Raw genomic sequence first — 23,963 nt, forward strand, 5'->3', positions numbered from 1 at the left:
GTGTGAATCGAGACGTTAATTCTATCGGCAAAAGCTATTTTTGACTGCCGCCAGATGAACAGTGGGATAAGCGGAAGGCAACAGGTAAAATCGACCATACCCTGTTCCTCGAGAGATATCGTGTTCGTGTTAGGGAACAACAGCGCCAATCACCGGACAAAAGAAATTATGCCTTATCGTCTATCCACGCTGCTTGTTGTCGGTATATTGGCAACTTTTCTCGGTGCCTGTGCCACGGTGCCCGAAACCGGTCGCTCGCAATTACTTCTCGTCAGCCCGGCCCAGGAAACTCAGCTCGGTCTCCAGGAGTTTGAAAAACTCAAGAAGTCCGTGCCCATCTCCAAAGATGCGGCGGCCAACGCACAATTACAACGCGTCGGTCAGCGCATCGCCGCCGTGGCGCCGCTGCCCAATGCACAATGGGAATTCGTGCTGTTCGAAAAATCCGACACCCCTAACGCGTTCTGCCTGCCCGGGGGCAAGGTTGGCATCTACAGCGGCATTCTTCCCATCACAAAAGACGATGCCGGGCTGGCAACCGTCATCGGGCATGAAGTCGCGCATGCCGTGGCGCGCCACGGTGCCGAGCGCATGTCCGAAGGCATGATGCTTCAAATCGGCGGCCAGCTGCTGGAACAGGCGACGCTCGGCCGCTCTAATACCAGTCGCGTGCTGTTGCAGCAGGCCTATGGGATCGGCGCCACCATTGGCGTGGCGCTACCGCATTCGCGCGGGCAGGAACTGGAGGCGGATCGTCTTGGAGTTTTGTACATGGCGCGCGCCGGCTATCAACCGCGCGAGGCGCTCGGTTTCTGGAGGCGCTTTGCGGAATACAAGGAAAAAAAAGGTGGCGGAAAACAGGTCGAGTTTCTCAGCACGCACCCGCTCGATGAACAGCGTATCCGGCAAATCGAAGGCATCATCCCGCAAGCCGAGATGGAATACCGGAAACCCTGAAGGTCCTCCCGGACTATCGGTCCCGGACAGTCAGGTCCCGTGCGAGAATAATCGCGTCTTCGCGGCCCTGGCGCGCTGGGTAATAGCTCTTGCGCAACCCGACTTCGTCGAATCCCAACTTGGTGTAAAGCTTGTAAGCAGCGGCGTTGGACAGCCGCACTTCCAGCAACGCCACACGCGCCTTGTTCTGCCGGGCAAAATCGAGCAGGAACAGCACCATGCCCTCGCCCAGCCCCTGTCGCTGATAATCCGGGTGAATACAGATATTCAGGATATGGCACTCACCCACGGTCACCGTCATGATGCCGTACCCAATAATTCCTTCCTGAGGGGATTCGTAGACATAACAATGGCAGCCCACACGCAGACAATCGCGGAAAATGGGCAGAGTCCAGGGAAATTCGTAGGCGAAATTTTCCACCTCCATCACCGCCGCCAGGTCATGCCCGGTCATGGGACGCAGCAAGGGCAGGTTTGAAATGACGACAGCACTCATGATTTTTCCATCTCGGCCTTGGCACGGCAGAGGTCGTCCCAGACCTTGCGCTTGTCGACCGGGTTGCGCAGCAGATAGGCCGGGTGATACGTCACAAACAGCGGCGTGCCGTGGTAGGACAACTTTTGCCCGCGTAATTTCCCCAACGGGACGTCAGTCTTGAGCAGGCTGTGCGCGGCATGCCGTCCGAGCGCCACGATCAGGCGCGGCTTGATCAGCCCAATCTGGCGCTGCAGATACGGTTCGCATTGCGCCACCTCTTCCGGCTGTGGATCACGGTTGCCGGGAGGACGACAATTATGCACGACGCCACCGGCAGTCACGAAGTTGTGTGTCTCCTCAACGTCAATGCAGAAGAAGGTCTTGTCCGTGCGCGGTCGATCGGTGATATCCTCGATTTCAAAGTCGTCGTAGAACACTTCGGCCGGCCCGAGAGACAGACGGTCAGGGCAAAACGGGATGCGGCGAGCAACCTCAGGATGCAGCTTGTAGCGCATCGTGGGAGGAACATAAGGCGCGATTTGCTCGGAAAGCGCTCTCGTCGTCTCCACATCGAAATATAACCGCCCACGCGCCGCCTTGGCGCGAAGGCCGAGCTGTGACAGTCCCTGCTGCAGAATCAGCAAATCCTCTTCAGGGAAACCGCAAGTGGCAATCTCAGCAAGCGGCTGCCGCCTCGGGCGAATCCGCGTGTAACCATCATCCATGAACCAGAACGCCAGCATCCGTTCGTTAAGCTGCGTCGCCATCCACGCTGGAACGCGTTTTCTGGAGGGATAGAAGTCCTTGCGAAGAATCCGCAGGGCGCGGTGCGCCAGAGTCCTGACCTGTATTACCGGATATGTCTTCTGTCCGCCGACCACGGCGGAGACGGAAAGCTCATCCACCCGTGGATCGAGCTCCTTGAGCAGATCGGCCTTGAACAGAGCATATTCACGTTGAACCGCCGAATGACCGAACGAGAGCATGGTCTTGTCCGCGGCCAGATATCCGTCACCGAGCAGCGTGCCACACACAACGTCAAAAACGAGTGGACTCAGTCCCTGCCCTGTGGCGATCCGATCACCAGGTTGCAGGGCTTCCACGGCAACAAAGCCGCGTTGTGTGAGAACCTCATGGTCCCCCGTTAACTGTATACCCACCCGGCTCTTGCCCGCGTTTTTTGCCAAGCGATAGGTCATGCGGAAAACGCGCCGGTTGCCGAGCGGTGATTCGTGCCAACCGGTGACACGGCGCGGCACCAGCCGGCCGACCGCATCCGCGGACATCACCAAACCGTCATAGCGGGAACGAACCAAACGGCCAATCCGCTCCCAAGAACCGTCGCCGAGCTGAACCAGGGCGTTGTACCTCAGACATTTCAAGACGTTCGCTATATAGACCTCCTCACGCTTCAGGCCCAGTGCAAACAGAATCGCATTCAGCAGCTGACCGGCCTTGCCCACGAACGGCTCGCCCTGCCTGTCCTCTTCCGCCCCGGGAGCCTCGCCGATGAACATCCACTTGGCCTGGCGATGACCGACACCGAAAACCGTTTGCGTGCGCGTGGTGTGCAACGAACACTTTGTGCACGCGCGCACTTCCGCTTCCAGCTTTGTCCAGTCCTGGGTGTTGGTTGTGTCACTTGGCGCTCTGGACAGAACCGGTTCAATGGCTGTTTCCGGTGCGGCCAAATCCGGTGTATGACGCGGTTCCCAGCGCGTAATGCCGAGCGCGTCGAGATACTGCCGACGACGTATCTCCTCCTGTACGTTCATGGCTTTAAGCATAAGGCAGTGTCATGGAATAACAAGATTATATCGGCTGGCCCACCTGCGGGTGCGTGCGCTCCGCCGGTGCAACCAGCTTGTTCAGGGCATTGAGATAGGCCTTCGCAGAAGCGATTACAATGTCGGTATCCGCCCCATGGCCATTCACAATGCGCCCGCCCCTTTCCAGACGCACCGTCACCTCGCCCTGTGAATCGGTGCCACTGGTGATGTTGTTAACCGAATAAAGGAGCAACTGGCCCTGGCCACCCGCGATGCTGTCGATCGCCTTGAACGCGGCGTCCACCGGGCCGCTGCCCGGCGCACCCGCCTGCTTTTCCGAGCCGTTGACGGCCAGCGTGATATTGGCAAAAGGCGTCTCGCCGGTCTGGGAACAGACCTTGAGCGATACCAAGCGGAAGTGTTCATTTTCCAGCTCCAGATCGGTCTCGGTCACCAGCGCCTGCAAATCCTCGTCGAAGATTTCGTGTTTCTTGTCAGCCAAATCCTTGAATCGCTCGAACGTCGCGTTCAGCTCCTGCTCGGTCTTGAACACGATGTTCAATTCCTTGAGGCGGCTCTTGAAGGCGTTGCGCCCGGAATGCTTGCCGAGCACCATGCGATTCGCGATCCAGCCGACGTCCTCGGCGCGCATGATTTCGTAGGTCTCGCGCTTCTTGATAACGCCGTCCTGGTGAATACCGGACTCGTGCGCGAAGGCATTGGCCCCCACAATGGCCTTGTTGGGTTGCACCGGAAAACCGGTGATGCTGGATACCAGACGGCTCGCAGGAACGATCTGGGTAGCATCAATACGCGTGTCGCAAGAGAAGATATCGCGACGCGTACGCACCGCCATGACTACCTCCTCCAGTGATGCGTTACCGGCACGCTCGCCCAACCCATTGATGGTGCATTCCACCTGGCGCGCCCCGTTCAGTACCGCTGAGAGCGAATTGGCCACTGCCAATCCAAGATCGTTGTGGCAATGTGTCGACCAGATGGCCTTGTCTGCATTCGGCACACGTTCGATCAGGGTCTTGATGCGCTCCCCCCAGACATGGGGAATGCTGTAGCCAACGGTATCGGGCACATTGACGGTCCTGGCACCGGCGGCAATCGCGGCCTCGAACACACGACACAGGAAATCCATTTCGGAACGCACGGCGTCTTCGGCCGAGAATTCCACGTCGTCTGTGTATTGACGCGCGCGCTTCACCATGGACACCGCGCGTTCGAGCACCGCGTCCTCCGTCATGCGCAACTTGTGTTGCATGTGGATCGGGCTGGTGGCGATAAAGGTGTGGATGCGGCCGCGCTTTGCCGGCTTGAGGGCCTCGGCGGCGCGATCGATGTCTTTCTCCACGGCGCGCGCCAGGGCACATACGGTGCTGTCTTTCACTTCTTCGGCCACCGCCTTCACGGCCTCAAAGTCACCGGGGCTGGCCACCGGAAATCCGGCCTCGATAATGTCCACGCGCATACGTTCCAGCACCTTGGCGATGCGCACTTTTTCCTCGCGCGTCATGGAGGCGCCAGGGCTCTGTTCGCCATCGCGCAATGTCGTATCAAATATGATTAACGGATCGTTCATGGTCTTCTCTCTGCGAAAATGTAGCCCTGCTTCGCTCGTCTTGTCATCATAATAGTAGGCATGATTCTTTCAAATCATGCGGGCTAAAAACAGGTTCTGGGTTGCGTATTATATTCCTCGCCAGGAAGGGGGTTAATTTGCGCCTAGCGGCGCAGCAGCAGTCGGGAAGACAGCGCAGAAGGCGCACAAACCGGCGACACCACGTGGCGGTGCTGCCGGGTGCTGAAGAGAATGGAGGATTGGCCCTGCATGGTCAAAGCTTAAATCAAAGCTCGACAAATTTAAACCCGGCCGTGGGGGTGTTTTTCAGGATGGTCCTCTTTCTCCCGGCGCGCACGCCGGAACAGAAACGCCATCGGGCCGGATAGCGCGTACACGAGGAAGGTCAGGAACAGCACCTGCGGGGGATCCTGGAACAGCAACACAAACACCAGCGGCAGTGTCAGGATAGTCATAAATGATACCCGCCCGCGCAAATTCACGTCCTTGAAGCTGCGGTAGCGAATATTGCTCACCATCAGCACGCCGGCCACGACAGTCACGATCAGCGCCGCAATGCTGATCTCCCGACCCGGCACGCCATTGGCGTGCAACACCCAGACCAGACCGACCACCACGGCCGCGGCCGCCGGACTCGGCAGGCCACGGAAAAATCGCTTGTCCGCTATGCCAACTTGCGTGTTGAAACGAGCCAGTCGCAAACCAGCGGCAGCCGTGTAAATAAAGGCCGCCAGCCACCCGAGTTTACCCATGCCGGAGAGCGCCCATTCATACATGATGAGCGCGGGCGCAAGCCCGAAGGACACCATGTCCACCAGACTGTCGTATTCAGCGCCGAAATCGCTTTCCGTGTGGGTCATTCGCGCAATCCGCCCGTCGAGAGCGTCCAGAATCATCGCGATAAAAATGGCGAGGGGCGCGTACTCGAAACTGCCGTTCATTGCCTGCACGATGGCATAGAAACCGGCAAAGAGACTGGCCGTGGTGAACAGGCTCGGAAGAATATAAATACCCCGACGCCGTTGCTTCTCCTCGGGGGCGGGTGTGTCGTCAAAACGATCCATTATTTCTCCTGCGCCGGCGGCGCAAAGCGGGCGATTACGTCGACGGCGCCCTTCACCTTGTCACCCAGTGAAACCTCGAGTTGAGCGTTTCGTGGAAGATAGACATCCACACGTGACCCGAACCGGATGAATCCATAACGTTCGCCACGCGCGATCCGTGCGCCCGGCTGTACATAACAGAGTATACGCCGTGCAATCAGACCGGCAACCTGCACCACCACAATATCCTGACCGTCATCGGTCCGTATCCACAAGGCATTGCGCTCATTGTCGAGAGAAGCCTTGTCGAGGGCCGCATTAACGAATTTGCCCGTGCTGTACCAGCGTTCCATGATTTTGCCTGCGACCGGGCTGCGGTTGGAATGAACGTTGAAAACGTTCATGAATACACTCACACGCCGGGCCGGGCGCTTGAGATAAGGATCCTCGACTTCGCCGAGCGCGATTACCTTTCCGTCTGCGGGACAGATCACAACGCCGGAAATATCGGGAATTTGACGAGGAGGATCGCGGAAGAACTGAACGATAAAAACCAGAATTATCCAGAATGGTGCCGCCCACACGGGTCCGGCGAAATAATGCACGCCCAGCGCCACGCCTGTGGCAAACACCATGTGCCACTGGCCCTCACGGGCCAGTATGGGGTAGCTCCCGTTAGTCATATTCGAATATGAGTGTTTACCACGGAGATCGCAGGGTTCGCAGAGAGAAATTAAGAAAAAAAACTCTGCGCTCTCTGCGTCCTCTGCGGTGAAATTTATTAGTTTCTAGATTTATCGACGATGCGGCTGGCCTTGATCCAGGGCATCATGTCGCGCAGTTTGCCGCCGACCTCTTCGATCGGGTGCTTGGCAGCTTGGGCGCGCATTTCCGGAAAACGCTTGCCACCGGTTTCGTTCTCGGCCATCCATTCCTTGGCGAACTGACCGGACTGGATTTCCTTGAGAATCTTTTTCATTTCGGCCTTGGTCTGTTCGTTCACGATGCGTGGGCCGCGAGTGTAGTCGCCGTACTCGGCGGTGTTCGAGATCGAATAGCGCATGTTGGCAATACCACCCTCGTACATGAGGTCCACAATGAGTTTCAGCTCGTGCAGGCACTCAAAGTACGCCATCTCGGGCGGATAACCCGCCTCCACCAATGTCTCAAAACCGGCCTGCACCAGATGCGTAGCGCCGCCACACAACACCGCCTGCTCACCGAAAAGATCGGTCTCGCACTCGTCCTTGAATGTGGTCTCGATAACACCGGCACGCCCGCCACCGATAGCCGAGGCATAGGAAAGCGCCACGTCACGAGCTTTGCCGCTGGTATCTTGTTTAACTGCAATCAGGCAGGGGACGCCGCCGCCCTGCGTAAAAGTCGAGCGCACCAGATGGCCCGGACCCTTGGGCGCGATCATAATGACATCGAGATCGGGACGCGGCTGAACAAAACCGAAGTGAACCGAGAAACCGTGGGCCACGGCCAGTGTCGCGCCCTTTTTAAGGTTCGGCTCGACGCTTTCCTGATAGATTTTCTTATGCTGTTCGTCCGGCGCGACAATCATGACCACGTCCGCGCCCTTGACCGCCTCGGGAACGCTCTTCACGGTCAAACCGGCGTTCTTCGCTTTCTGAACCGAGGCAGAGTCTTCGCGCAAGCCAACGGTCACGCCCACACCGCTGTCTTTGAGATTCTGGGCGTGCGCGTGGCCCTGAGAACCGTAGCCCACGATGGTGACTTTTTTTCCGCGGATGAGCGAAAGGTCGGCGTCTTTGTCGTAAAAGATTTTCATGATTAATGACCTCTATATATTTATGTAACCGCTGATAAACGCAGATTAACGCGGATTAAAAAATAAAATCAGAATTTAGATGCTTATATCCGCGTTAATCTGCGGTTTCAAAATCAATATTAAACTCGCAGGCTTTTCTCTCCGCGGGCAATACCGGAAACACCGGAACGTACCACCTCGATAATGCCATTGTGATTGACGGCCTTAACGAAGGCATCCAGCTTTTCGCTGGTATCGGTAAGCTCAATTGTGTAAGTAGCGTCAGACTCATCGATGATGCGTCCCTGATAATCCTTGATCAGCTGGCCGACCTTGGCGCGAGCGGCGCCACTGGCATTCACCTTGATCAGAAGCATTTCACGTTCGATATGCTGCCCTTTCGTGAGATCGACCAGCCTGACCACGTCCACCAGCTTGTTAAGCTGCTTGGTGATCTGCTCGATGACATCTTCCGAACCGCTGGTCACCAACGTCAGGCGCGACAGGGTGGCATCTTCGGTGGGCGCCACGGTAAGCGATTCGATATTGTAGCCGCGCGCGGAAAACAGGCCCGCCACGCGCGACAGCGCGCCCGACTCGTTTTCCAGCAACATGGAAATCGTGTGGCGCATCAGGCCAGCTCCCGGTCGGTCGGCACCACTGCCTTGCAAGGCTTCAAATGCATTTCATGCTGTCCCTTGCCGGCCGCGATCATGGGGTAGACGTTCTCGGTCTGGTCGGTAATGAAATCCAGAAACACCAGACGATCTTTCATTTTTAGCGCTTCCTTGATAGCGCCTTCCACGTCGCCCGGTTTCTCGATCTTGAACCCGACATGTCCGTAGGCCTCGGCCAGCTTCACGAAGTCGGGCAGGGCATCCATGTAAGAATTCGAATAACGCCGGTCATAAAAGAATTCCTGCCACTGACGTACCATGCCCATGTAACGATTATTGAGATTCACAATCATGATCGGCAGATCGTACTGCTTGCAGGTGGAGAGTTCCTGGATGCACATCTGGATCGAGGCCTCGCCGGTGACGCAAGCCACCGTCGCCTCGGGGAAGGCGAGTTTCACGCCCATGGCAGCCGGCAGTCCGAAACCCATGGTGCCAAGACCGCCGGAATTGATCCAGCGCCGCGGCTTGTCAAACTTGTAATACTGCGCCGCCCACATCTGGTGCTGACCGACATCGGAAGTAATGTAGGCATCGCCTCCGGTGATTTCGTAAAGCCGTTCGATAACGTACTGCGGCTTGATGAGCTTGCTGTCGTGGTCGTAGTCGAGGCAATTCATGGCGCGCCATTTGTCTATCTGCTGCCACCAGGCTGCCAGCGCCGTCTGATCGGGTTTCTGTATTGAGGCCTTGATCAGCCTGATCATCTCGCGCATCACCGATTCCGCGCCGCCCACCACGGGAACTTCCACCGGGACATTCTTCGAGATCGAGGCCGGATCCACGTCGACATGAATAATGCGCGCATGCGGGCAAAATTTGTTGAGATCGCCAGTGACGCGGTCGTCGAAGCGCGCGCCGATGGCGATCAGCACATCGCATTCGTGCATCGCCATGTTGGCTTCATAGGTGCCGTGCATGCCGAGCATGCCGACGAAGAGCGGGTCGGTCGCAGGGTAGGCGCCCAACCCCATGAGCGTGTTGGTGCAGGGGTAAGCGAGCAAGCGAACCAGCTCGGTCAACGCCGCGGAGGCCTCACCAAGCACAATCCCGCCGCCGGTGTAGATCATCGGGCGCTTGGCCGCGAGCATCAGATCCACGGCCTTTCTGATCTGCCCCGGATCACCTTCATTCACCGGAGCATAAGAACGCATGGAGACACTCTTGGGATAGGCGTACTCACATTTATGCGCGGTAATATCTTTCGGGATATCCACCAGCACCGGGCCGGGGCGGCCGGTGGTGGCGATGTAGAACGCCTTCTTCACCGTGGCCGCGAGGTCCTTCACGTCCTTCACCAGAAAATTGTGCTTCACGCACGGGCGCGTGATGCCGACTGCGTCCACTTCCTGGAACGCGTCATCTCCAATGAGGCTGGTGGCCACCTGACCGCTGAACACCACGAGCGGGATGGAATCCATGTACGCCGTGGCGATGCCGGTGATGGTGTTGGTCACACCCGGACCGGAGGTGACGAGCACCACGCCGGGGCGGCCGGTGGCGCGCGCATAGCCGTCGGCCGCGTGCGCCGCGCCCTGCTCATGCCGCACCAGAATGTGTTTTACCTTGTCCTGCCTGTAGAGCGCGTCGTAAATGTGCAAGGCCGCGCCGCCAGGGTAGCCGAAGACATGTTCCACGCCTTCGTCAGCCAGGCAACGGACAAAAATATCTGCGCCAGTTAATTCCACAAAAACCTCAGGGAAATAAAAACCCGCGTACGCCCCAAACCGGGCGCGCGGGCCTTGGCGGTTGCCGGTTTAAAATAAGAAATTACTTATAAGTATCCGCAGGGTCAATAGCGAAGAGCCACAAACAGCGGTTTATTACTGTCGGCGCCAGCTGGTCCGGCCACCGGCATCCTCCAGAATGACTCCCTGAGCCTTGAGTTCGTCGCGCAAGCGGTCCGATTCGGTCCAATTCTTGTTCTTGCGCGCCTCTGAACGCCGGGTAATCAGGGTCTCGATTTGCGCATCGCTCAGGCCACCGGCGGCACCACCACGCAAAAAGGCCTGGGGGTCCAGCTGTAAAAGACCGAGTATCCCGCCCATGCGACGCAGGGCCGCACCCAGCGGAGCGGCCGCCGTTGAGCCATCCTCGCGTAGCTTGTTGATGACACGCGCCAGCTCAAACAACACCGCGAGCGCACCGGGCGTATTGAAGTCGTCATCCATGGCGGCTTGAAACTTGTCCTCGTACTCCGCTGCTGCCCCTCCCTCATCAGCCGGAGTCAGATCCTTGAACGCCAGATAAAAACGGGTCAAGGCGGCTTTGGCGCCCTGCAAATTCTCGTCGGAATAATCGAGCGGGCTGCGGTAATGGCTCCCCAGAATGAAATAGCGTACTACTTCCGGCTCGAATTTCTTCAGTACTTCGCGCACCGTAAAGAAATTGCCGAGTGATTTCGACATTTTTTCTTCGTTGAGTCGCACGAAGCCGACATGCATCCAGGTGTTGACGAAGCTCTCGCCCGTCGCTGCCTCGCTCTGGGCAATTTCGTTTTCATGATGCGGAAACTTGAGGTCCATACCGCCGCCGTGGATGTCAAAGTGACTGCCGAGACAGGCAGTAGACATGGCCGAGCATTCAATATGCCAACCGGGACGGCCCGGCCCCCAAGGAGATTCCCACTGCGGTTCGCCGGGCTTGGCCGCCTTCCACAGGACAAAATCAAGCGGATCGTCCTTGTCCTCATCGATCTCCACGCGCGCCCCGATTTTCAATTCATCCAGAGTCTTGCCGGAAAGCGCGCCATAGGGCTTGAATTTTCGCACACGATAATAGACGTCCGTCGCTCTCGACGTCCTGTCTCCCGCGACACTTGTGCGTCCCTGCACATCGTTGTTTTTCGCGGCGTAGGCAAAATCAAGCTCAACCAACCGGGCGATCATGTCGCGAATCTGGGGCATGTGCACCGTCGCGCGTGGCTCCTGATCCGGCGGGATTACACCCAAAGCCGCGGCGTCTTCATTCATAGCCTGAATAAAGCGTTCCGTAAGCGCGCTGATATCTTCGCCGTTCTCTTTCGCCCGATTAATGATCTTGTCATCTATGTCGGTGATGTTGCGAATATAAGTCACCGCGTAACCGCGCGAGCGCAAATAGCGCGCCACCATGTCGAACACCACCATGACGCGTGCGTGGCCGAGATGACAGTAGTCGTACACCGTCATGCCGCACACGTACAGGCGGACCTGTCCGGGTGTGATGGGGGTAAAGGTTTCTTTCTTCCGGGTAAGGCTGTTGTAAATCTGGAGCATAGTCTTGTTTTTTTGTTACCTGCTATATTGATAGTCTTTTCCGGGCACGTTCCACGCCGATAAGCGGCAGGAGCTTGGCCATCTCCGGCCCGTCCAGCTCGCCCATGAGCGCCGCGCGCAAGGGCTGAAACAGAGACTTCCCGCTCACGGACCGTGCCTGCTTTACCGTATCGCTGATGGCCTTGAAATCGGCGCCATGCTTTTCCAATGCCTGGCGCGCACTCGCGAAAAATTCCGGGCCGGCCGTCGCCATGGCCTCCCTGGCCGCATGGCTGAGAGCAAGCTTATCCGTAAACACAATCTGCGCCCAGTGCTGCGCGTCCGCGGGAAAAGAAATATTGCCCCGCACTGCCTCAATGAACGCAGCAAAGCTGTCGGCGGGCACCAACGCCTGCACCGCCTCACCCATCCATTCCCGTATCGCTGCGGACGGCAGATGCAACACCGCCTCGCGCTGCCAGTGCATCAGCTGCGCCTCATCATAACGTGCGGGCGCCCGACCCAGCCGTGACAAATTAAAATATTCTGCCAGAATTTCCAGATTCATAGAGGCATTGGCATCGTAGGTATGTCCCAGACGCGCCAGATAGTTGTTGATGGCGGACGGCAGAAATCCGACGGAACGTAACTCCTCGACTGATTTCGAGCCAGACCGCTTGGACAGCGGCGCGCCGTCGGCTCCAACCACGAGCGCGATATGCGCATACTCCGGCAGCGGCAGTCCGAGCGACTTGAGCAGTAAAATCTGGCGTGGGGTATTGGTCAGGTGATCCTCGCCACGCACGACCAGAGTCACCTCCATCAGTGCGTCATCAATGGCGTTACAGAAAAAAAATGCCGGCGTGCCATCGGAACGGCGGATAACATAATCGCCGATATCATCCGTGTTGAATGTCAGCCGCCCGCGCACCTTGTCTTCGAATTCGACGGTATTTCCCTCTTCCACCCGAAACCGCAGCGTCGCGGGTTCTCCCTTGGCAAAACGGGCCTGTACCTCCTGTGACGACAACGCACGACATTTGCCGGAGTAGCGCGGCGGGCGATGCGCGGCCAGGGCGGTTTTGCGCGCAATAGCCAGCTCATGCTCGCTGCAGAAACACGGGTAGGCCTGGCCTTTGGTTTCAAGGGCGCTGAAGTATTCCTTGTAGATTGAATCGCGTTCGGACTGCGCATAGGGCCCATGCTGGCCACCGGCCTCCGGTCCTTCATTCCAGGCCAAGCCCAGCCAACGCAAATCCTGCTCCAGCGCGCGGGCGTATTTCTCATGCCCGCGCATGGCGTCGGTATCTTCCAGGCGCAGCAGGAAGGTCGCGCTTGCCTGTCGTGCCAGCAGGAAATTGAAAAGCGCCGTGCGGATATTGCCGAGATGCAGCAGGCCCGTGGGGCTGGGTGCGAAGCGGGTCTTGAAGGGTCGTGAAGTCATCGTGAAGGGCGCCATGTTAGCGGAAACCGCCCTTCCGGCGAAGTCCCGGCATTACGACAGGCACGCCAATCCAGTGTAAACTTCGGTACAGAAGCCCGCCATCGGCGGGTTGACTCGGCCACCAGTACAAAAGAGCGCCCACTGATGATTCACATGAAAACCAACTTCGGCACCATCGTCCTGGAGCTCTATCCGGAAAAGACGCCGAAGACCGTGGAAAACTTTCTCGCCTATGCGAAAGACGGTTTTTATGACGGCACGCTGTTTCACCGAGTCATCGACAAGTTTATTATCCAGGGCGGCGGTTTCGGCCCGGGCATGACCCAGAAAATGACGCGACCCCCCATCGAGAATGAAGCGAACAACGGTATGCGCAATGCGCGGGGCACGCTTGCCATGGCGCGCGCCACCGATCCGCACTCCGCCACCAGCCAGTTCTTCATCAGCATCGTGGACAACGATTTCCTGAATTACACCGCGCCCACGCCGGCGGGTTGGGGTTATTGTGTGTTCGGCAAGGTCATTGACGGCATGCATATCGTCGACCAGATCAAGGGAGTCGCCACCGGCTCCAAGCTTGGTCACAAGGATATACCGCTGTCCGACGTGCTCGTCGAAAAAGTACAGGTCGTTGAAGAAAAATAGGAGGCCAGAAGAAAAGAGATGCCAGCTGTCACACTCTTCATCTCCGACTTGCATCTCTGTGGCACCCGCCCTGCCATCACTGGACTGTTTCTCGACTTTCTCCAGCACCGTGCGCGCGCCGCTGACGCGCTTTATATCCTCGGCGACCTGTTCGAGTACTGGATCGGCGACGAGGCCACCGAGCAGGAGGAATTTCGCCCCATCGTGCACGGCCTGCGCAGGCTGACAACGAGCGGGACACCGGTATTCGTCATGCACGGCAATCGCGATTTCCTGATGGCGGACGGTTTTGAAAAAGCTACTGGCTGCCGCCTGCTGGCCGACCCGACGCGTATCGATCTCCACGGTACAACCACTCTGCTGATGCACGGCGATTCGATGTGTACCGACGACGTCGAATACATGGCCTTCCGCGCACAAGTGAGGAATACCGCATGGCAGCAGGCGTTTCTGGGAAAGCCTGTCGCCGAGCGCGACAAGATTGTGCGTGACTTCCGGGAGATCAGTAAAAATTCGACCGCCAGCAAAAAACCGGAAATCATGGACGTCAATCAGAAGGCCGTCGAGGCGGTCATGCGCGATCACGGTGTACAGCGCCTGATCCACGGCCACACGCACCGGCCCAACGAGCATATCTTCACGCTCGACGGCCAACCCGCACGCCGCATGGTGCTCGGTGACTGGTACGAACAAGGCAGTGTTCTCAGCGTGGATGCGCGCGGCTGGGCATTAAAGGGTCTGCCGCTCGAAAAAACACTAACAAATGAAAAGATGAAAGTGAAAAGCTGAATCCATTCAGCTAATCGCTTTTAGCTCTGCACTTTTCACTTCGTTCGCAACTCCTCGATCATCAACCGTTTGTATTCCCCCGGCAAGCGCAGCATGGCGGCCGTGGCGCGGAACTCCGTGTTGTAATCCACCAGCTCAATTGTCTTGCCGGCCATGTCCACAAGCCGGACTGGAAAACCATGTTCCAGATGGCGCGCGGGGAGAAACACGTTATTCGCGAGGTCGCAGGCCGTCTGCATTTCCCGGGGGGTCATCGGCAGTGTTTTTGCCTGCTGTCCCGCCAGCACCTCGCGGTATTGGCGCATCGCTACCACCGCCTCCGGCATCAACCCCGCGGCCGCGTAGAGGTCATAGCAACGCTTTCCATTTGTCAGCAATTCATAGTGGCTAACCGGGTGTGTTCCGACGGCGGGAAACGCGGCACTGTCGCGAACCACCTTGTGTGCCAGGTTGACCGGGGATTTGGCGTCCATCGGTCGTGGCCGGAAGACCAGAATCTGCCGGTCCGCACTGCTGACGCTGTAAAGGGTTCCATCGGCCCGATCGAACAGCAGGAAATCCTCGCTATCGATCCCGCCGTCCATGCGCAGAAAACCCGCCGTGACGACCATGCGCGTGCGGTAGGGCTCAGCGCCCGGTTCGTGTTCGATAAAATACAGTACCGCCGCCGGTGTCGTTGGCTCGGAGCAGGAGACCAGCGCCAGCCACATCAGGGGGGCGAGCAGAAAAAAACGCCGGATCATTAGCCTTCAGCTTCCGCCTGTTACTTTTAATCCCAGCATGATGTCCATGACGTTGGTGCCGGTGGGTCCGGTCTGGATCAGATCACCACTCGCTTCCAGAAAACTTCCGGCGTCGGCCCGCGCCAGCATCTGTTCCGCGTTTAGTCCGGACTGTTCCCCGCGCGCAATCGTGCCACCATCCACCAGTGCGCCGGCATCGTCCGTGGGACCGTCCGTGCCATCGGTGCCGGCCGAAAGGAACCACGCATCGTCATGTCCACGCAGCATCATGGCGGCGGCCAATGCCAGACTCTGGTTGCGCCCCCCGCGGCCCGGCGATTCCGGAAGCCGTATGGTGGTCTCGCCACCCCAGATATGAACCGTGCCGGGTTCGGATCGTAACAATTTTTTTGCCAGGCGTGCTCCCGCTTCCAGGGCATAGCCGGATATAAAACCGGTCTCGAGCATGGCCAAATAACCCAATTCCTTGGCCGCTTCCAGCGCGGCACTCTTGGCGTTATCGAGCGTGGCGACAATCTCACGTTTTACGTTCTGAAAACAGACGTCGTCGGGAGCCGGCGCCGGCGGCATGTGTTTCAGGGCCTCGGTAATAAAATCCGGGAGGCCCCGTACTGTCAAAGGCCGGCGCATGTCTTCGTCCGCCACCAGCGGACCGGAACCGATGGCACGCAAATCGTTTCCCGGCACATCTGAAACCACGAGGCACAGAACTCGCCGCGGATAAAGCAGTTTGGCCAAGCGACCGCCCTTGAGGCGCGACAGGCGCCGGCGGATGCGATTGTAATCGTTGATGTCCAGCCCCGAACCGAGTATCCAGCGGTTGATCTCCTGAAACTGGTCGAGGCTGATCTGCGACGGCAATACCTCCACCAGCGCCGAGGCACCACCAGAGATCAATACCAGCACCGATGCGTCTTTGGGAATCCGGTCCACAAACACCAGCAACTTGCGGCCGGCTTCCAGACTGGATTCATCCACCAAAGGATGCCCCGCCTCCAGCACCGGCCACGGCAACGCTTCGGCGTGCCCTTTTTTGGTGATAATCAGGGCATCAGCGATAAGATTGCCCATCACGTCCTGCGCGCCCTGCGCCATGGCACAAGCGGCCTTGCCCACCGCCACCATGTATACCTTTCCGGGCAGCGGCCTTTCCTTCAGCCGCTCACGCACGCAGGCGCGGCCGTTGACCGCGGCGAGCGCAGACTGGAATATCTGTAGAAGTTTTTTTCGACTATCGTTCATCATGCGTTGTTATGTTTCGGCGCAACCTGTCGCGCCATTTCCAGAAACTCCTGCCACACCGAATCCGGCTCCCAGATCGCCAGCACATCAGGCATAGTAACATCCGGCAGCCAACCCTGCCGCCGCAGACGATAAAGCGCCATAAAAACCGAAACGCGCTTGTTGGCGGCACAATGAACAAATACACGCTTGCCCGCCAGCTCATCCATGATTTCAAAAAAATCCTCAAGATCGTCTTGCGTGGGGTGCTCCCAGACGACAGGAAGATGGATATAACGCATACCGAGGGATTCAACAGTCTTGCGTTCGTCGGGCAGGGAATATTCCGCGTCGTGCAGGGCGAGATTCACGACAACCTCAAATCCTGCTTCCGTGACGGTGGTCAGTTCTTCTTCCGTCGGTTGGCCGGCCGTCGCAATCATATCGCTCAACCGGCGATAGTTGTAGATTTTCTCCAGGGTGCCTTCATCCACGGTATGGCCGTATGCTAAAACTCAGCTCAAAATATCTTAAACCGCAGATTAACACGGATTTATTTTTAAGATGAACGCGGATAAAAAATTCCTATAAGCTATCTGCGTTTATCTCTTCTTCATCTGCGTTCATCTGCGGTTGCTTTATTTTTTTGAGATGGATTCTAGCCAAGTGTCGGCATCGACAGATTGGACGATGAGCCCTTGTCTTCGTTCTCCGGCCAACGACTCGTTACGACCTTACTGCGGGTGTAGAAATACACGCCTTCCATGCCGTGCACGTGCAGGTCGCCGAACAGCGAGGCCTTCCAGCCGCCAAAGGAGAAAAATGCCATCGGCACCGGGATCGGCACATTGATGCCGACCATGCCGACCTCGATGTCACGCTCGAAGCGGCGCGCGTGCGCGCCGGACTGCGTAAAGATAGCGGTGCCATTGCCGTAGGGATTGTTGTTCACGAGACGGATGGCATCACCGATGTTGTCTGCCCGCAGGACGATGAGCACCGGACCGAAAATCTCTTCCCGGTAAATTTCCATCGTGGTCGTGACCTTGTCGAACAGGGTCGGCCCGAGATAAAAACCTTTTTCCCTGCCAGCAACCTTGAGTCCGCGTCCGTCTAATACCAGCTTTGCGCCTTCCGCCACGCCACTATCGATCAGCTTGCGTATGCGTTCGCGATGGGCGGCGGTAATCACCGGCCCCATGTCGATGCCTTTCTCGTCTCCCGCTCCGATTTTCAGTCGCGACGCCTTGTCGCGCAGCTTTTCGACTAATGCATCGCCGGCCGCGCCCACGGCCACGACCGTCGAAATCGCCATGCAACGCTCGCCGGCCGAACCGTAGGCCGCACCCATAAGCGCATTCGCGGCAAAATCGAGATCGGCATCCGGCATGACAACCGCGTGGTTCTTGGCGCCGCCCAGGGCTTGCACACGCTTGCCGTGCCGTGCCGCGGTTTCATAGATGTATTTCGCCACCGGCGTCGAGCCGACGAAGGAAATCGCGCGCACGTCCGGGTGCGTCAGCAAGGCATCCACCGCCTCCTTGTCGCCGGGAATCACGTTAAACACCCCCTCCGGCAGCCCCGCCTCGTGCAGCAGCTCGGCCATGCGCAAGCTCGCCGACGGCACTTTCTCTGAAGGCTTGAGAATAAAAGTATTGCCGCAGGCAATGGCCACCGGAAACATCCACAGCGGTACCATCACGGGAAAGTTGAACGGCGTGATGCCGGCGCACACGCCCACCGGTTGCAGCAGCGAATGACAGTCCACGCCGCGACCAACATCCTCGGCCTGCTCGCCCTTGAGCAGATGCGGCACGCCCATGGCGAATTCAATCACCTCAATGCCGCGCTGCAGAGATCCGGCGGCATCTTCGTGCGTCTTGCCATGCTCTTCCGTCGTCAGGTGAACCAGTTCCTCGCGATGCGCCTGCATCAGCTCGCGAAAGCGCATGAGAATACGCGCGCGCCGCAGTGGCGTGGTATCGCGCCAGCCGGGAAACGCCGCCTGTGCCGCGGCCACGGCCATTTCCACATCCTGCTTGTTAGCCAGCGGCGCGCGCCGGATAACCTCGCCGGTCGCCGGATTGAATATATCCGCTGCGCGCGAACTGGCGCTGGCCTGTGCCTTGCCGTTAATCCACAGTGATAAGAGAGGTTTTGTCATGACTGCGTTCCTCTGCAAAATTTTCAGCCGACGATAATGATCAGTACCCGATACGGTCCGTGCGCGCCGAGCGTGACGGTCTGTTCGATATCCGCCGTGCGTGAAGGACCGGAAACGAAATTAACCGCACGCGGCAGTGTGCCCCGTTCAACGCGCAGCCGGTCCCAGGCCTGCTCCATGTTCGCTACAATGCGCCCGGACTCGATCACGGCAATATGCGTTTCCGGCAACAGACTGACCGTCGCCGGTGTCTCGGGTCCGGAGAGCAGCATCAAGGTGCCGGTTTCGGCAATGCCGACAAAGGCGCCGGTGACGCCCACCAGATCATCACCGCGCGCGGCGCGTGTCTGTAGCTCAATACCCACGGAATTCCAGCCGTAGGGCGCCAGCGCCGGCCAGCATACACCCTGCATCGGCAACTGGCGTTCGCCCAGATACCGTGCGACCAAAGCGGGCACTTCCGTTATCGTCCGAGCCTGTGCCACGTCGCTCGCCAGGCTCACGGCGCGCGCGCCAAAACGCTTGATCAGATCATCTTCCAGCGGTGGAATCGGTCCGCGTTGATGGCGTCGGATTTCAGCGCTGATATCGGCAACAACACTTGAACCACGTGCCTTGCTGATCCGCGCCAGGATGTTTTCACGCGCGCTCATAAGGAACGCCTCGCCTGATACAGTTCGCGGAACGTCCGGCCGGCCGGCGCGGGCATGTCGCGCCCTTTGGTCCAGCCGGAGGCGCCCGGCAGATGACGCAATCTTTTTTCTTTTCCACCCAGTAAACATAGTAATCGCACCGCCGCACGCGTGAGCAGCGCGTACACCGCCGGATGCCGTGCCGCCCACGACCATAGCCTAAGCGCGACGCGCTCGGTCCAGGGACGCAAATGACGTACCACCTGCTGATGGCGCAGATGGCGCATCAGGTCCGGTAACGGAATCTTCACCGGGCAGACCACGGCGCATTCGCCGCAGAAGGTCGAGGCATTGGGCAGATCGATGGCGTTCTCCAGTCCCACGAAGGACGGCGTCAGCACCGACCCCATCGGGCCCGGATAGACCCAGCCGTAGGCGTGCCCGCCGATGTTCTGGTACACCGGACAATGATTCATGCAGGCGCCACAACGGATGCAGCGCAGCATCGGTTGCAGCTCGGTGCCAAGCAGGCGGCTGCGACCGTTATCGAGCAGAATGATATGAAAATGCTCCGGTCCGTCGGATTCGTCCTGGCCCCGAATTCCGGTCAGGACCGAGACGTAATTGGTGATGGGCTGGCCGGTGGCAGAACGCGGCAGCAAGCGCAGAAGCGTGCTTGCATCCTCCAGTGTGGGCACAACCTTTTCGATGCCGGTAATGGCCACATGCACGCGCGGCAGCGTGGTGGTCAACCGGCCATTGCCCTCGTTGGTGACGATCAACACTGAACCGGTCTCGGCAATAATGAAATTCGCGCCGGAGATGCCCATGTCGGCCGACAGGAATCCCGGGCGCAGCACCTCGCGCGCCTCGCGGCACATTTCAGTAATCTCCGTTTTGCGCGTGCGCTTGTGCTTTTCCGCGAACAGGTCGGCGATCTCTTCCTTGCTCTTGTGCACCACCGGGGCCACGATGTGTGATGGCGGTTCGTGCGCCAGTTGCAGGATGTACTCGCCCAGATCGGTCTCCAGCACCTCCACGCCGACGCTCGCCAGATAATCGTTGAGCGCACATTCCTCCGTGACCATGGATTTCGATTTGACGACCTTGCGCACACCGTGGCGCTGGGCAATTTCCACCACGATGCGATTGGCCTCCTCGATGTCTTCCGCCCAGTGCACCACCGCGCCACGCGCGGTTGCCTCCTGCTCGAAACGCAACAGGTAACTGTCGAGGTGATTGACCACGCGCTCGCGGATGTCAGTCGCGGCATCGCGGATTTCGGTGAAATTCGGCAGCTCTGTAATCGCCGCCGCGCGCTTGTCGACGAATTTCGATTGCATCTTTTTCAGGGCGTGCTGCAACTTTGCGTTTTCCAGGCTTTCCGCCGCCTTGCGCCTGAAATGCATCGCGGTTACTTCCACGTGCTGCCCTCCTTGCCTTCCCCAGCCAAGACCTCAGCGATATGCAGCACCCGGGTTTGCAGGTCGCCGCGACGGCGCAGACGGCCCTCGATATTCAGCAGGCAGCCCAAGTCGCCAGCCACCACGGCGCTGGCGCCGGTCTGGGCGATGTTGGCGCATTTCTTGTCCGCCATGCGCGTGGAAATAGCGCCGAACTTGACCGCGAAGGTTCCGCCGAAGCCGCAGCAGGTGGCGCATTCGGTCATTTCTGTCAGGGTCACGCCCGGCATCTTTGCGAGCAGCGCGCGCGGCTGCGCCTGTACGCCGAGTTCGCGCAGTCCCGAGCAGGAATCGTGATACGTCAACGAACCGGAATAACGGCCGGGAATTTTTTCAATCTTGAGGACATTGACCAGAAAATCGGTCAACTCGTAAGTACGGGAGGACAGGCGATTGACCGATTCGAGAACGCTTGGGTCGTCTTTGAGCAAGGCCGGATAATGCACTTTTATCATGCCGGCGCAGGAACCGGAGGGCAGGACAACATAATCGCAGTCCTTGAATTCCCCCAGGAGTTTCAGCGCCAGTGCCTTGGCGGATGCGTAATCGCCGGAGTTGTAACCGGGCTGCCCGCAGCAGGTCTGGCTTTCCGGCACCACCACCTCGCACCCCGCGTTTTCCAGCAGGCGTAAGGCCGCAAAGCCGATGCTCGGCCGCATCAAATCCACCAAACAGGTGACGAATAAACCAACGCGCATGATGTGGCATTCTACAGCGTGCCGCTGCTTTGTTCAGCGCATACCGCTTCGCATCATGAAAGCCCGCGCGTCAGGTCTTTCTTCAAATCCTCCACGTCTTCCAAACCCACCGAGATCCGCACCAGGCCATCGCTGATGCCGGCGTCCTGACGTTGCTCGGGCGTGATGCGCCCATGCGTAGTCGTGGCCGGATGCGTGATGGTGGACTTGGTATCGCCCAGATTGGCGGTGATGGAAATCACACGCGTGCTGTCAATCAGTTTCCAGGCCGCGTCCTTGCCACCGTCCAGCTCGAACGACACGATGCCACCGAAACCCGATTGCTGCTTCTTGGCCAGTTCGTGCTGCGGATGCGACGCCAGACCCGGATAGTAAACGCGTTTCACGCGCTTCTGCTTTTCCAGCCATTGCGCCAGTTCCAGCGCATTCGTGCTGTGCGCCTTCATCCGCAAACCCAGCGTTTCCAATCCTTTCAGGAACACCCAAGCATTGAACGGGCTTAGGGACGGTCCGCAGGTGCGCATAAAACCATAGACCTTCTCGCCCACCAGTTCTTTATTGCCGACGACAGCGCCGCCAATACAACGGCCCTGGCCGTCGAGGTATTTGGTCGCGGAGTGGATCACGACATCCGCGCCCAGCTTTAGTGGCAGCTGTAGAGCGGGCGTGCAGAAGCAATTATCCACCACCAGCAGGCAGCCCTTGGCATGCGCCAGTTTCGCCAGACGCGCGATATCGGAAATTTCGGTGAGCGGATTGGACGGCGTTTCCAGGAACAGCAGTTTCGTATTCGGCTTAATGGCCTTTTCCCACGCGCCGTAATCCGAAAGCGAAACATAAGTCGTCTCGATGCCGAACTTGCCGAGGTAATTATTGAACAGCAGCACCGTCGGCCCGAAGATATTGCGCGACGAGACGATGTGATCGCCGCTCTTCAGCAGCGCGAGACAGGTCGAGAGAATCGCCGCCATGCCGGAGCCGGTGGCGACGCATTTCTCGCCACCTTCCAGCGCCGCGAGGCGTTCCTCGAAGGCACGCACGGTGGGATTGGTGAAACGCGAGTAGATGTTCCCCGGCTCCGCACCGGAAAACCGCGCCGCCGCCTCCGCCGCGCTTTTGAACACGTAGCTGGACGTGACAAAAATCGGTTCGGAATTCTCGCCCTCATTGGTTCGATGCTGCCCCGCCCGCACCGCGCGGGTATCGAAGCCCCATTGGTCAAATTCGTCAGACATGGCCCTGCTCCTTAAATTACTGTTACGGCGCAAGCTTGCGGTGGGCTAAAAAAGAAAAGCCACGAATGCGGCTAGAGCGGGAACTCTCGCTTTAGCGGCATTTGTATCGCGCCCGCAAGCTGAAGCTCAAATCGGCGCCAATCGAGACAAAAGTTATATCACCGACCCTGCTATGTCAATATACGACCGATCTAGGTGCCTGGCCTGTAATCACTTTTCAAATAATCTCTAGCAATCGAGAAAAGTTTAATGTTGTGCTCTTTGGCAAATTTTTTAGCTGCACCCGAATAATCGAATAGGCTAGCAAGAATTGCTTCTTCGGCATGTGGCCAAGATGCTCGAACACCAGCAAGCTCTCTTATTGCAGCTACTCCGATGTTTTTTGCATGCGCCTTACACTGAACAATCCTAACTTTTCCATTCTTTTTGAGAATTAAATCTATGTCTTGGTCATTTGACCGTGGCGTAAATTCGACTTCAAAACCTTGATCTTTGTAGATTCTTGCTACAGCACGCTCAAATCCAATGCCATCTAACGATGCCCATGCGTGAACATCTCGCATAGCCAAACGGAGTTCTTTTTCAGCCAAGTCCCTAATTCGATTCTTAGCGTCTTTAACTTCTTGAATCTTGGTGGCGTCCCCAGGGGTTTTTGTAAAATAGAGAACCAACAAACCACTGATAAGTGCGACAAGGGGTGGCCACCAGCCCCAAACACCGATCATAAAGATAGAAAAAAAAGTAAAGACAAATAGTACTGTGCTGATTGCGTGACCATCAGACTGGCCAACATATATTTTCTCAGAATTACTTAATTCTTCGGATGGGCTTATATCAATCCGTTTCTCAAGAGGCGCATTAGGATCGGTTACTTTTCGAGGGAGCTGGTCTTCATTCCATGTCCGGACAATTTTATACGAGTTATCTTTTCCAGCATCTTGTATTTCAACCTCCACTCGATAAGGAGTTATCTCAATAAGTGTATCTCGATTGACTCTATGCGGACCTTTACCTGAAAAACTTAAATCGCTATTCAAAGGAAACACAAGGTTTCCTTGGCCCAAGGCAGCAACCAATTTACCTGTAACTGTGTAGCGGTAAACTTTTAGAACCTTCAGCATACGGGCGATAGCTATGACGTTCAGTTAACAGTAACACTAGGCTTTAGTGTTGCAGCACATGTTTGTGCTTATTACTTCTTGAGTCAAGCCGGCCCCTGAGTGTTTTTCAAACCCCGTATGGCGCGCCCGAGCATCGCAAACCTCGGGCCGGGCGACCGCCGAGGCCGAGGCGCGAAGCGCAGGGAGGTGTCGCGCCATCCGGGGGAGTGGTTTTGGTGACTTCTGCCGAAACAAAAGTCACCCAGGGTGCGGGGCGGGAGCCACCCGCAATTATGCTTTT

21 protein-coding genes and 3 pseudogenes are annotated in these 23,963 nt (G+C 57.8%); 3 read left to right on the forward strand and 21 right to left on the reverse strand.

Annotation, left to right across the window (positions count from 1 at the left end; all coding sequences use genetic code 11):
• Positions 1-168 precede the first annotated feature (168 nt).
• Complete coding sequence (locus NUV55_RS09895; RefSeq protein WP_296672530.1) at positions 169-957, forward strand: M48 family metallopeptidase; 789 nt, start codon at positions 169-171, stop codon at positions 955-957.
• A 13-nt stretch (positions 958-970) separates the two neighbouring features.
• Here NUV55_RS09895 and rimI read toward each other — a convergent pair whose 3' ends face one another.
• From rimI to gltX, 12 genes and pseudogenes are all read right to left on the reverse strand, one after another.
• On the reverse strand, positions 971-1,453 hold the full coding sequence (gene rimI, locus NUV55_RS09900; protein ID WP_296672531.1) for a ribosomal protein S18-alanine N-acetyltransferase: 483 nt from the start codon (positions 1,451-1,453) through the stop codon (positions 971-973).
• Positions 1,450-1,749 (reverse strand): annotated as a pseudogene (locus tag NUV55_RS13860) (uracil-DNA glycosylase); the annotation flags it as partial. The pseudogene NUV55_RS13860 and the gene rimI, both read right to left, overlap by 4 nt.
• A gap of 3 nt (positions 1,750-1,752) precedes the next feature.
• Positions 1,753-2,721, reverse strand: a pseudogene (locus NUV55_RS13865) (hypothetical protein); the annotation flags it as partial.
• Between the two features lie 87 nt (positions 2,722-2,808).
• Positions 2,809-3,222 (reverse strand): annotated as a pseudogene (locus NUV55_RS13870) (uracil-DNA glycosylase family protein); the annotation flags it as partial.
• A gap of 25 nt (positions 3,223-3,247) precedes the next feature.
• Positions 3,248-4,795 (reverse strand): 2-isopropylmalate synthase, encoded by a 1,548-nt coding sequence (locus tag NUV55_RS09910; RefSeq protein ID WP_296672533.1) that lies wholly within the window; start codon positions 4,793-4,795, stop codon positions 3,248-3,250.
• 281 nt (positions 4,796-5,076) lie between these two features.
• The gene (gene pssA, locus NUV55_RS09915) at positions 5,077-5,859 is read right to left on the reverse strand and encodes a CDP-diacylglycerol--serine O-phosphatidyltransferase (RefSeq protein WP_296672535.1); all 783 of its coding nucleotides are present in this window, start codon (positions 5,857-5,859) and stop codon (positions 5,077-5,079) included.
• The gene (locus NUV55_RS09920; RefSeq protein WP_296672536.1) at positions 5,859-6,521 is read right to left on the reverse strand and encodes a phosphatidylserine decarboxylase; all 663 of its coding nucleotides are present in this window, start codon (positions 6,519-6,521) and stop codon (positions 5,859-5,861) included. The genes pssA and NUV55_RS09920 overlap by 1 nt, the downstream gene beginning before the upstream one ends.
• Positions 6,522-6,619: 98 nt before the next feature.
• Complete coding sequence (ilvC, locus tag NUV55_RS09925) at positions 6,620-7,636, reverse strand: ketol-acid reductoisomerase (protein WP_296672538.1); 1,017 nt, start codon at positions 7,634-7,636, stop codon at positions 6,620-6,622.
• Between the two features lie 119 nt (positions 7,637-7,755).
• Positions 7,756-8,247: an acetolactate synthase small subunit gene (gene ilvN / locus NUV55_RS09930; protein ID WP_296672540.1), complete on the reverse strand. Its 492-nt coding sequence runs from the start codon at positions 8,245-8,247 to the stop codon at positions 7,756-7,758.
• The gene (locus tag NUV55_RS09935; protein ID WP_296672541.1) at positions 8,247-9,980 is read right to left on the reverse strand and encodes an acetolactate synthase 3 large subunit; all 1,734 of its coding nucleotides are present in this window, start codon (positions 9,978-9,980) and stop codon (positions 8,247-8,249) included. The genes ilvN and NUV55_RS09935 overlap by 1 nt, the downstream gene beginning before the upstream one ends.
• Positions 9,981-10,115: 135 nt before the next feature.
• Positions 10,116-11,549, reverse strand: coding sequence for a cysteine--tRNA ligase (gene cysS / locus NUV55_RS09940; RefSeq protein ID WP_296672542.1), 1,434 nt, complete (start codon positions 11,547-11,549; stop codon positions 10,116-10,118).
• 22 nt (positions 11,550-11,571) lie between these two features.
• Entirely contained in the window at positions 11,572-12,972 is a 1,401-nt protein-coding gene (gene gltX, locus NUV55_RS09945; RefSeq protein WP_296672543.1) for a glutamate--tRNA ligase, read from the reverse strand.
• Between the two features lie 144 nt (positions 12,973-13,116).
• Between gltX and NUV55_RS09950 the strand changes: the two genes are divergently transcribed.
• Positions 13,117-13,617, forward strand: a complete 501-nt coding sequence (locus NUV55_RS09950) for a peptidylprolyl isomerase (protein ID WP_296672545.1) — start codon at positions 13,117-13,119, stop codon at positions 13,615-13,617.
• Between the two features lie 18 nt (positions 13,618-13,635).
• Positions 13,636-14,406, forward strand: coding sequence for a UDP-2,3-diacylglucosamine diphosphatase (locus tag NUV55_RS09955; RefSeq protein WP_296672546.1), 771 nt, complete (start codon positions 13,636-13,638; stop codon positions 14,404-14,406).
• A gap of 35 nt (positions 14,407-14,441) precedes the next feature.
• Here the strand turns inward: NUV55_RS09955 and NUV55_RS09960 are convergent, their stop codons facing one another.
• The 9 genes from NUV55_RS09960 to NUV55_RS10000 all read right to left on the reverse strand — a co-directional run bounded on the left by NUV55_RS09960 (position 14,442) and on the right by NUV55_RS10000 (position 23,683).
• Positions 14,442-15,149, reverse strand: coding sequence for a hypothetical protein (locus NUV55_RS09960; protein ID WP_296672548.1), 708 nt, complete (start codon positions 15,147-15,149; stop codon positions 14,442-14,444).
• A 6-nt stretch (positions 15,150-15,155) separates the two neighbouring features.
• Positions 15,156-16,391, reverse strand: a complete 1,236-nt coding sequence (locus NUV55_RS09965) for a DUF4147 domain-containing protein (protein WP_296672550.1) — start codon at positions 16,389-16,391, stop codon at positions 15,156-15,158.
• Positions 16,391-16,864, reverse strand: a complete 474-nt coding sequence (locus tag NUV55_RS09970) for a protein tyrosine phosphatase family protein (RefSeq protein WP_296672552.1) — start codon at positions 16,862-16,864, stop codon at positions 16,391-16,393. The genes NUV55_RS09965 and NUV55_RS09970 overlap by 1 nt, the downstream gene beginning before the upstream one ends.
• 164 nt (positions 16,865-17,028) lie before the next feature.
• Positions 17,029-18,534 (reverse strand): CoA-acylating methylmalonate-semialdehyde dehydrogenase, encoded by a 1,506-nt coding sequence (locus tag NUV55_RS09975; RefSeq protein WP_296672554.1) that lies wholly within the window; start codon positions 18,532-18,534, stop codon positions 17,029-17,031.
• A gap of 23 nt (positions 18,535-18,557) precedes the next feature.
• Positions 18,558-19,187 (reverse strand): lactate utilization protein C, encoded by a 630-nt coding sequence (locus tag NUV55_RS09980; RefSeq protein ID WP_296672556.1) that lies wholly within the window; start codon positions 19,185-19,187, stop codon positions 18,558-18,560.
• Positions 19,184-20,590: a LutB/LldF family L-lactate oxidation iron-sulfur protein gene (locus tag NUV55_RS09985; protein WP_296672558.1), complete on the reverse strand. Its 1,407-nt coding sequence runs from the start codon at positions 20,588-20,590 to the stop codon at positions 19,184-19,186. The genes NUV55_RS09980 and NUV55_RS09985 overlap by 4 nt, the downstream gene beginning before the upstream one ends.
• Positions 20,581-21,327 carry a (Fe-S)-binding protein gene (locus NUV55_RS09990; protein ID WP_296672560.1) on the reverse strand — a complete coding sequence of 249 codons (747 nt, stop codon included), beginning with the start codon at positions 21,325-21,327 and terminating at the stop codon, positions 20,581-20,583. The genes NUV55_RS09985 and NUV55_RS09990 overlap by 10 nt, the downstream gene beginning before the upstream one ends.
• A gap of 53 nt (positions 21,328-21,380) precedes the next feature.
• The gene (locus NUV55_RS09995) at positions 21,381-22,562 is read right to left on the reverse strand and encodes an O-succinylhomoserine sulfhydrylase (RefSeq protein ID WP_296672561.1); all 1,182 of its coding nucleotides are present in this window, start codon (positions 22,560-22,562) and stop codon (positions 21,381-21,383) included.
• Positions 22,563-22,753: 191 nt separating this feature from the next.
• Positions 22,754-23,683 (reverse strand): restriction endonuclease, encoded by a 930-nt coding sequence (locus NUV55_RS10000; RefSeq protein ID WP_296672563.1) that lies wholly within the window; start codon positions 23,681-23,683, stop codon positions 22,754-22,756.
• Between the last annotated feature and the right edge of the window lie 280 nt (positions 23,684-23,963).

The sequence above is a fragment of the Sulfuricaulis sp. genome (genome assembly GCF_024653915.1).
Lineage (GTDB): Bacteria > Pseudomonadota > Gammaproteobacteria > Acidiferrobacterales > Sulfurifustaceae > Sulfuricaulis.

Bases quoted from the DNA above. Each gene is read 5' to 3' on its own strand.
- NUV55_RS09910 (WP_296672533.1), bottom strand. From the start codon at position 4,795: ATGAACGATCCGTTAATCATATTTGATACGACATTGCGCGATGGCGAA.
- gltX (WP_296672543.1), bottom strand. From the start codon at position 12,972: ATGACTTCACGACCCTTCAAGACCCGCTTCGCACCCAGCCCCACGGGC.
- NUV55_RS09955 (WP_296672546.1), top strand. From the start codon at position 13,636: ATGCCAGCTGTCACACTCTTCATCTCCGACTTGCATCTCTGTGGCACC.
- rimI (WP_296672531.1), bottom strand. From the start codon at position 1,453: ATGAGTGCTGTCGTCATTTCAAACCTGCCCTTGCTGCGTCCCATGACC.
- ilvC (WP_296672538.1), bottom strand. From the start codon at position 7,636: ATGAAAATCTTTTACGACAAAGACGCCGACCTTTCGCTCATCCGCGGA.
- NUV55_RS09920 (WP_296672536.1), bottom strand. From the start codon at position 6,521: ATGACTAACGGGAGCTACCCCATACTGGCCCGTGAGGGCCAGTGGCAC.
- NUV55_RS09990 (WP_296672560.1), bottom strand. From the start codon at position 21,327: ATGCGCGTTGGTTTATTCGTCACCTGTTTGGTGGATTTGATGCGGCCG.
- NUV55_RS09965 (WP_296672550.1), bottom strand. From the start codon at position 16,391: ATGAACGATAGTCGAAAAAAACTTCTACAGATATTCCAGTCTGCGCTC.
- NUV55_RS09895 (WP_296672530.1), top strand. From the start codon at position 169: ATGCCTTATCGTCTATCCACGCTGCTTGTTGTCGGTATATTGGCAACT.
- NUV55_RS09975 (WP_296672554.1), bottom strand. From the start codon at position 18,534: ATGACAAAACCTCTCTTATCACTGTGGATTAACGGCAAGGCACAGGCC.
- NUV55_RS09995 (WP_296672561.1), bottom strand. From the start codon at position 22,562: ATGTCTGACGAATTTGACCAATGGGGCTTCGATACCCGCGCGGTGCGG.
- ilvN (WP_296672540.1), bottom strand. From the start codon at position 8,247: ATGCGCCACACGATTTCCATGTTGCTGGAAAACGAGTCGGGCGCGCTG.
- pssA (WP_296672535.1), bottom strand. From the start codon at position 5,859: ATGGATCGTTTTGACGACACACCCGCCCCCGAGGAGAAGCAACGGCGT.
- NUV55_RS09950 (WP_296672545.1), top strand. From the start codon at position 13,117: ATGATTCACATGAAAACCAACTTCGGCACCATCGTCCTGGAGCTCTAT.
- cysS (WP_296672542.1), bottom strand. From the start codon at position 11,549: ATGCTCCAGATTTACAACAGCCTTACCCGGAAGAAAGAAACCTTTACC.
- NUV55_RS09960 (WP_296672548.1), bottom strand. From the start codon at position 15,149: ATGATCCGGCGTTTTTTTCTGCTCGCCCCCCTGATGTGGCTGGCGCTG.
- NUV55_RS09980 (WP_296672556.1), bottom strand. From the start codon at position 19,187: ATGAGCGCGCGTGAAAACATCCTGGCGCGGATCAGCAAGGCACGTGGT.
- NUV55_RS10000 (WP_296672563.1), bottom strand. From the start codon at position 23,683: ATGCTGAAGGTTCTAAAAGTTTACCGCTACACAGTTACAGGTAAATTG.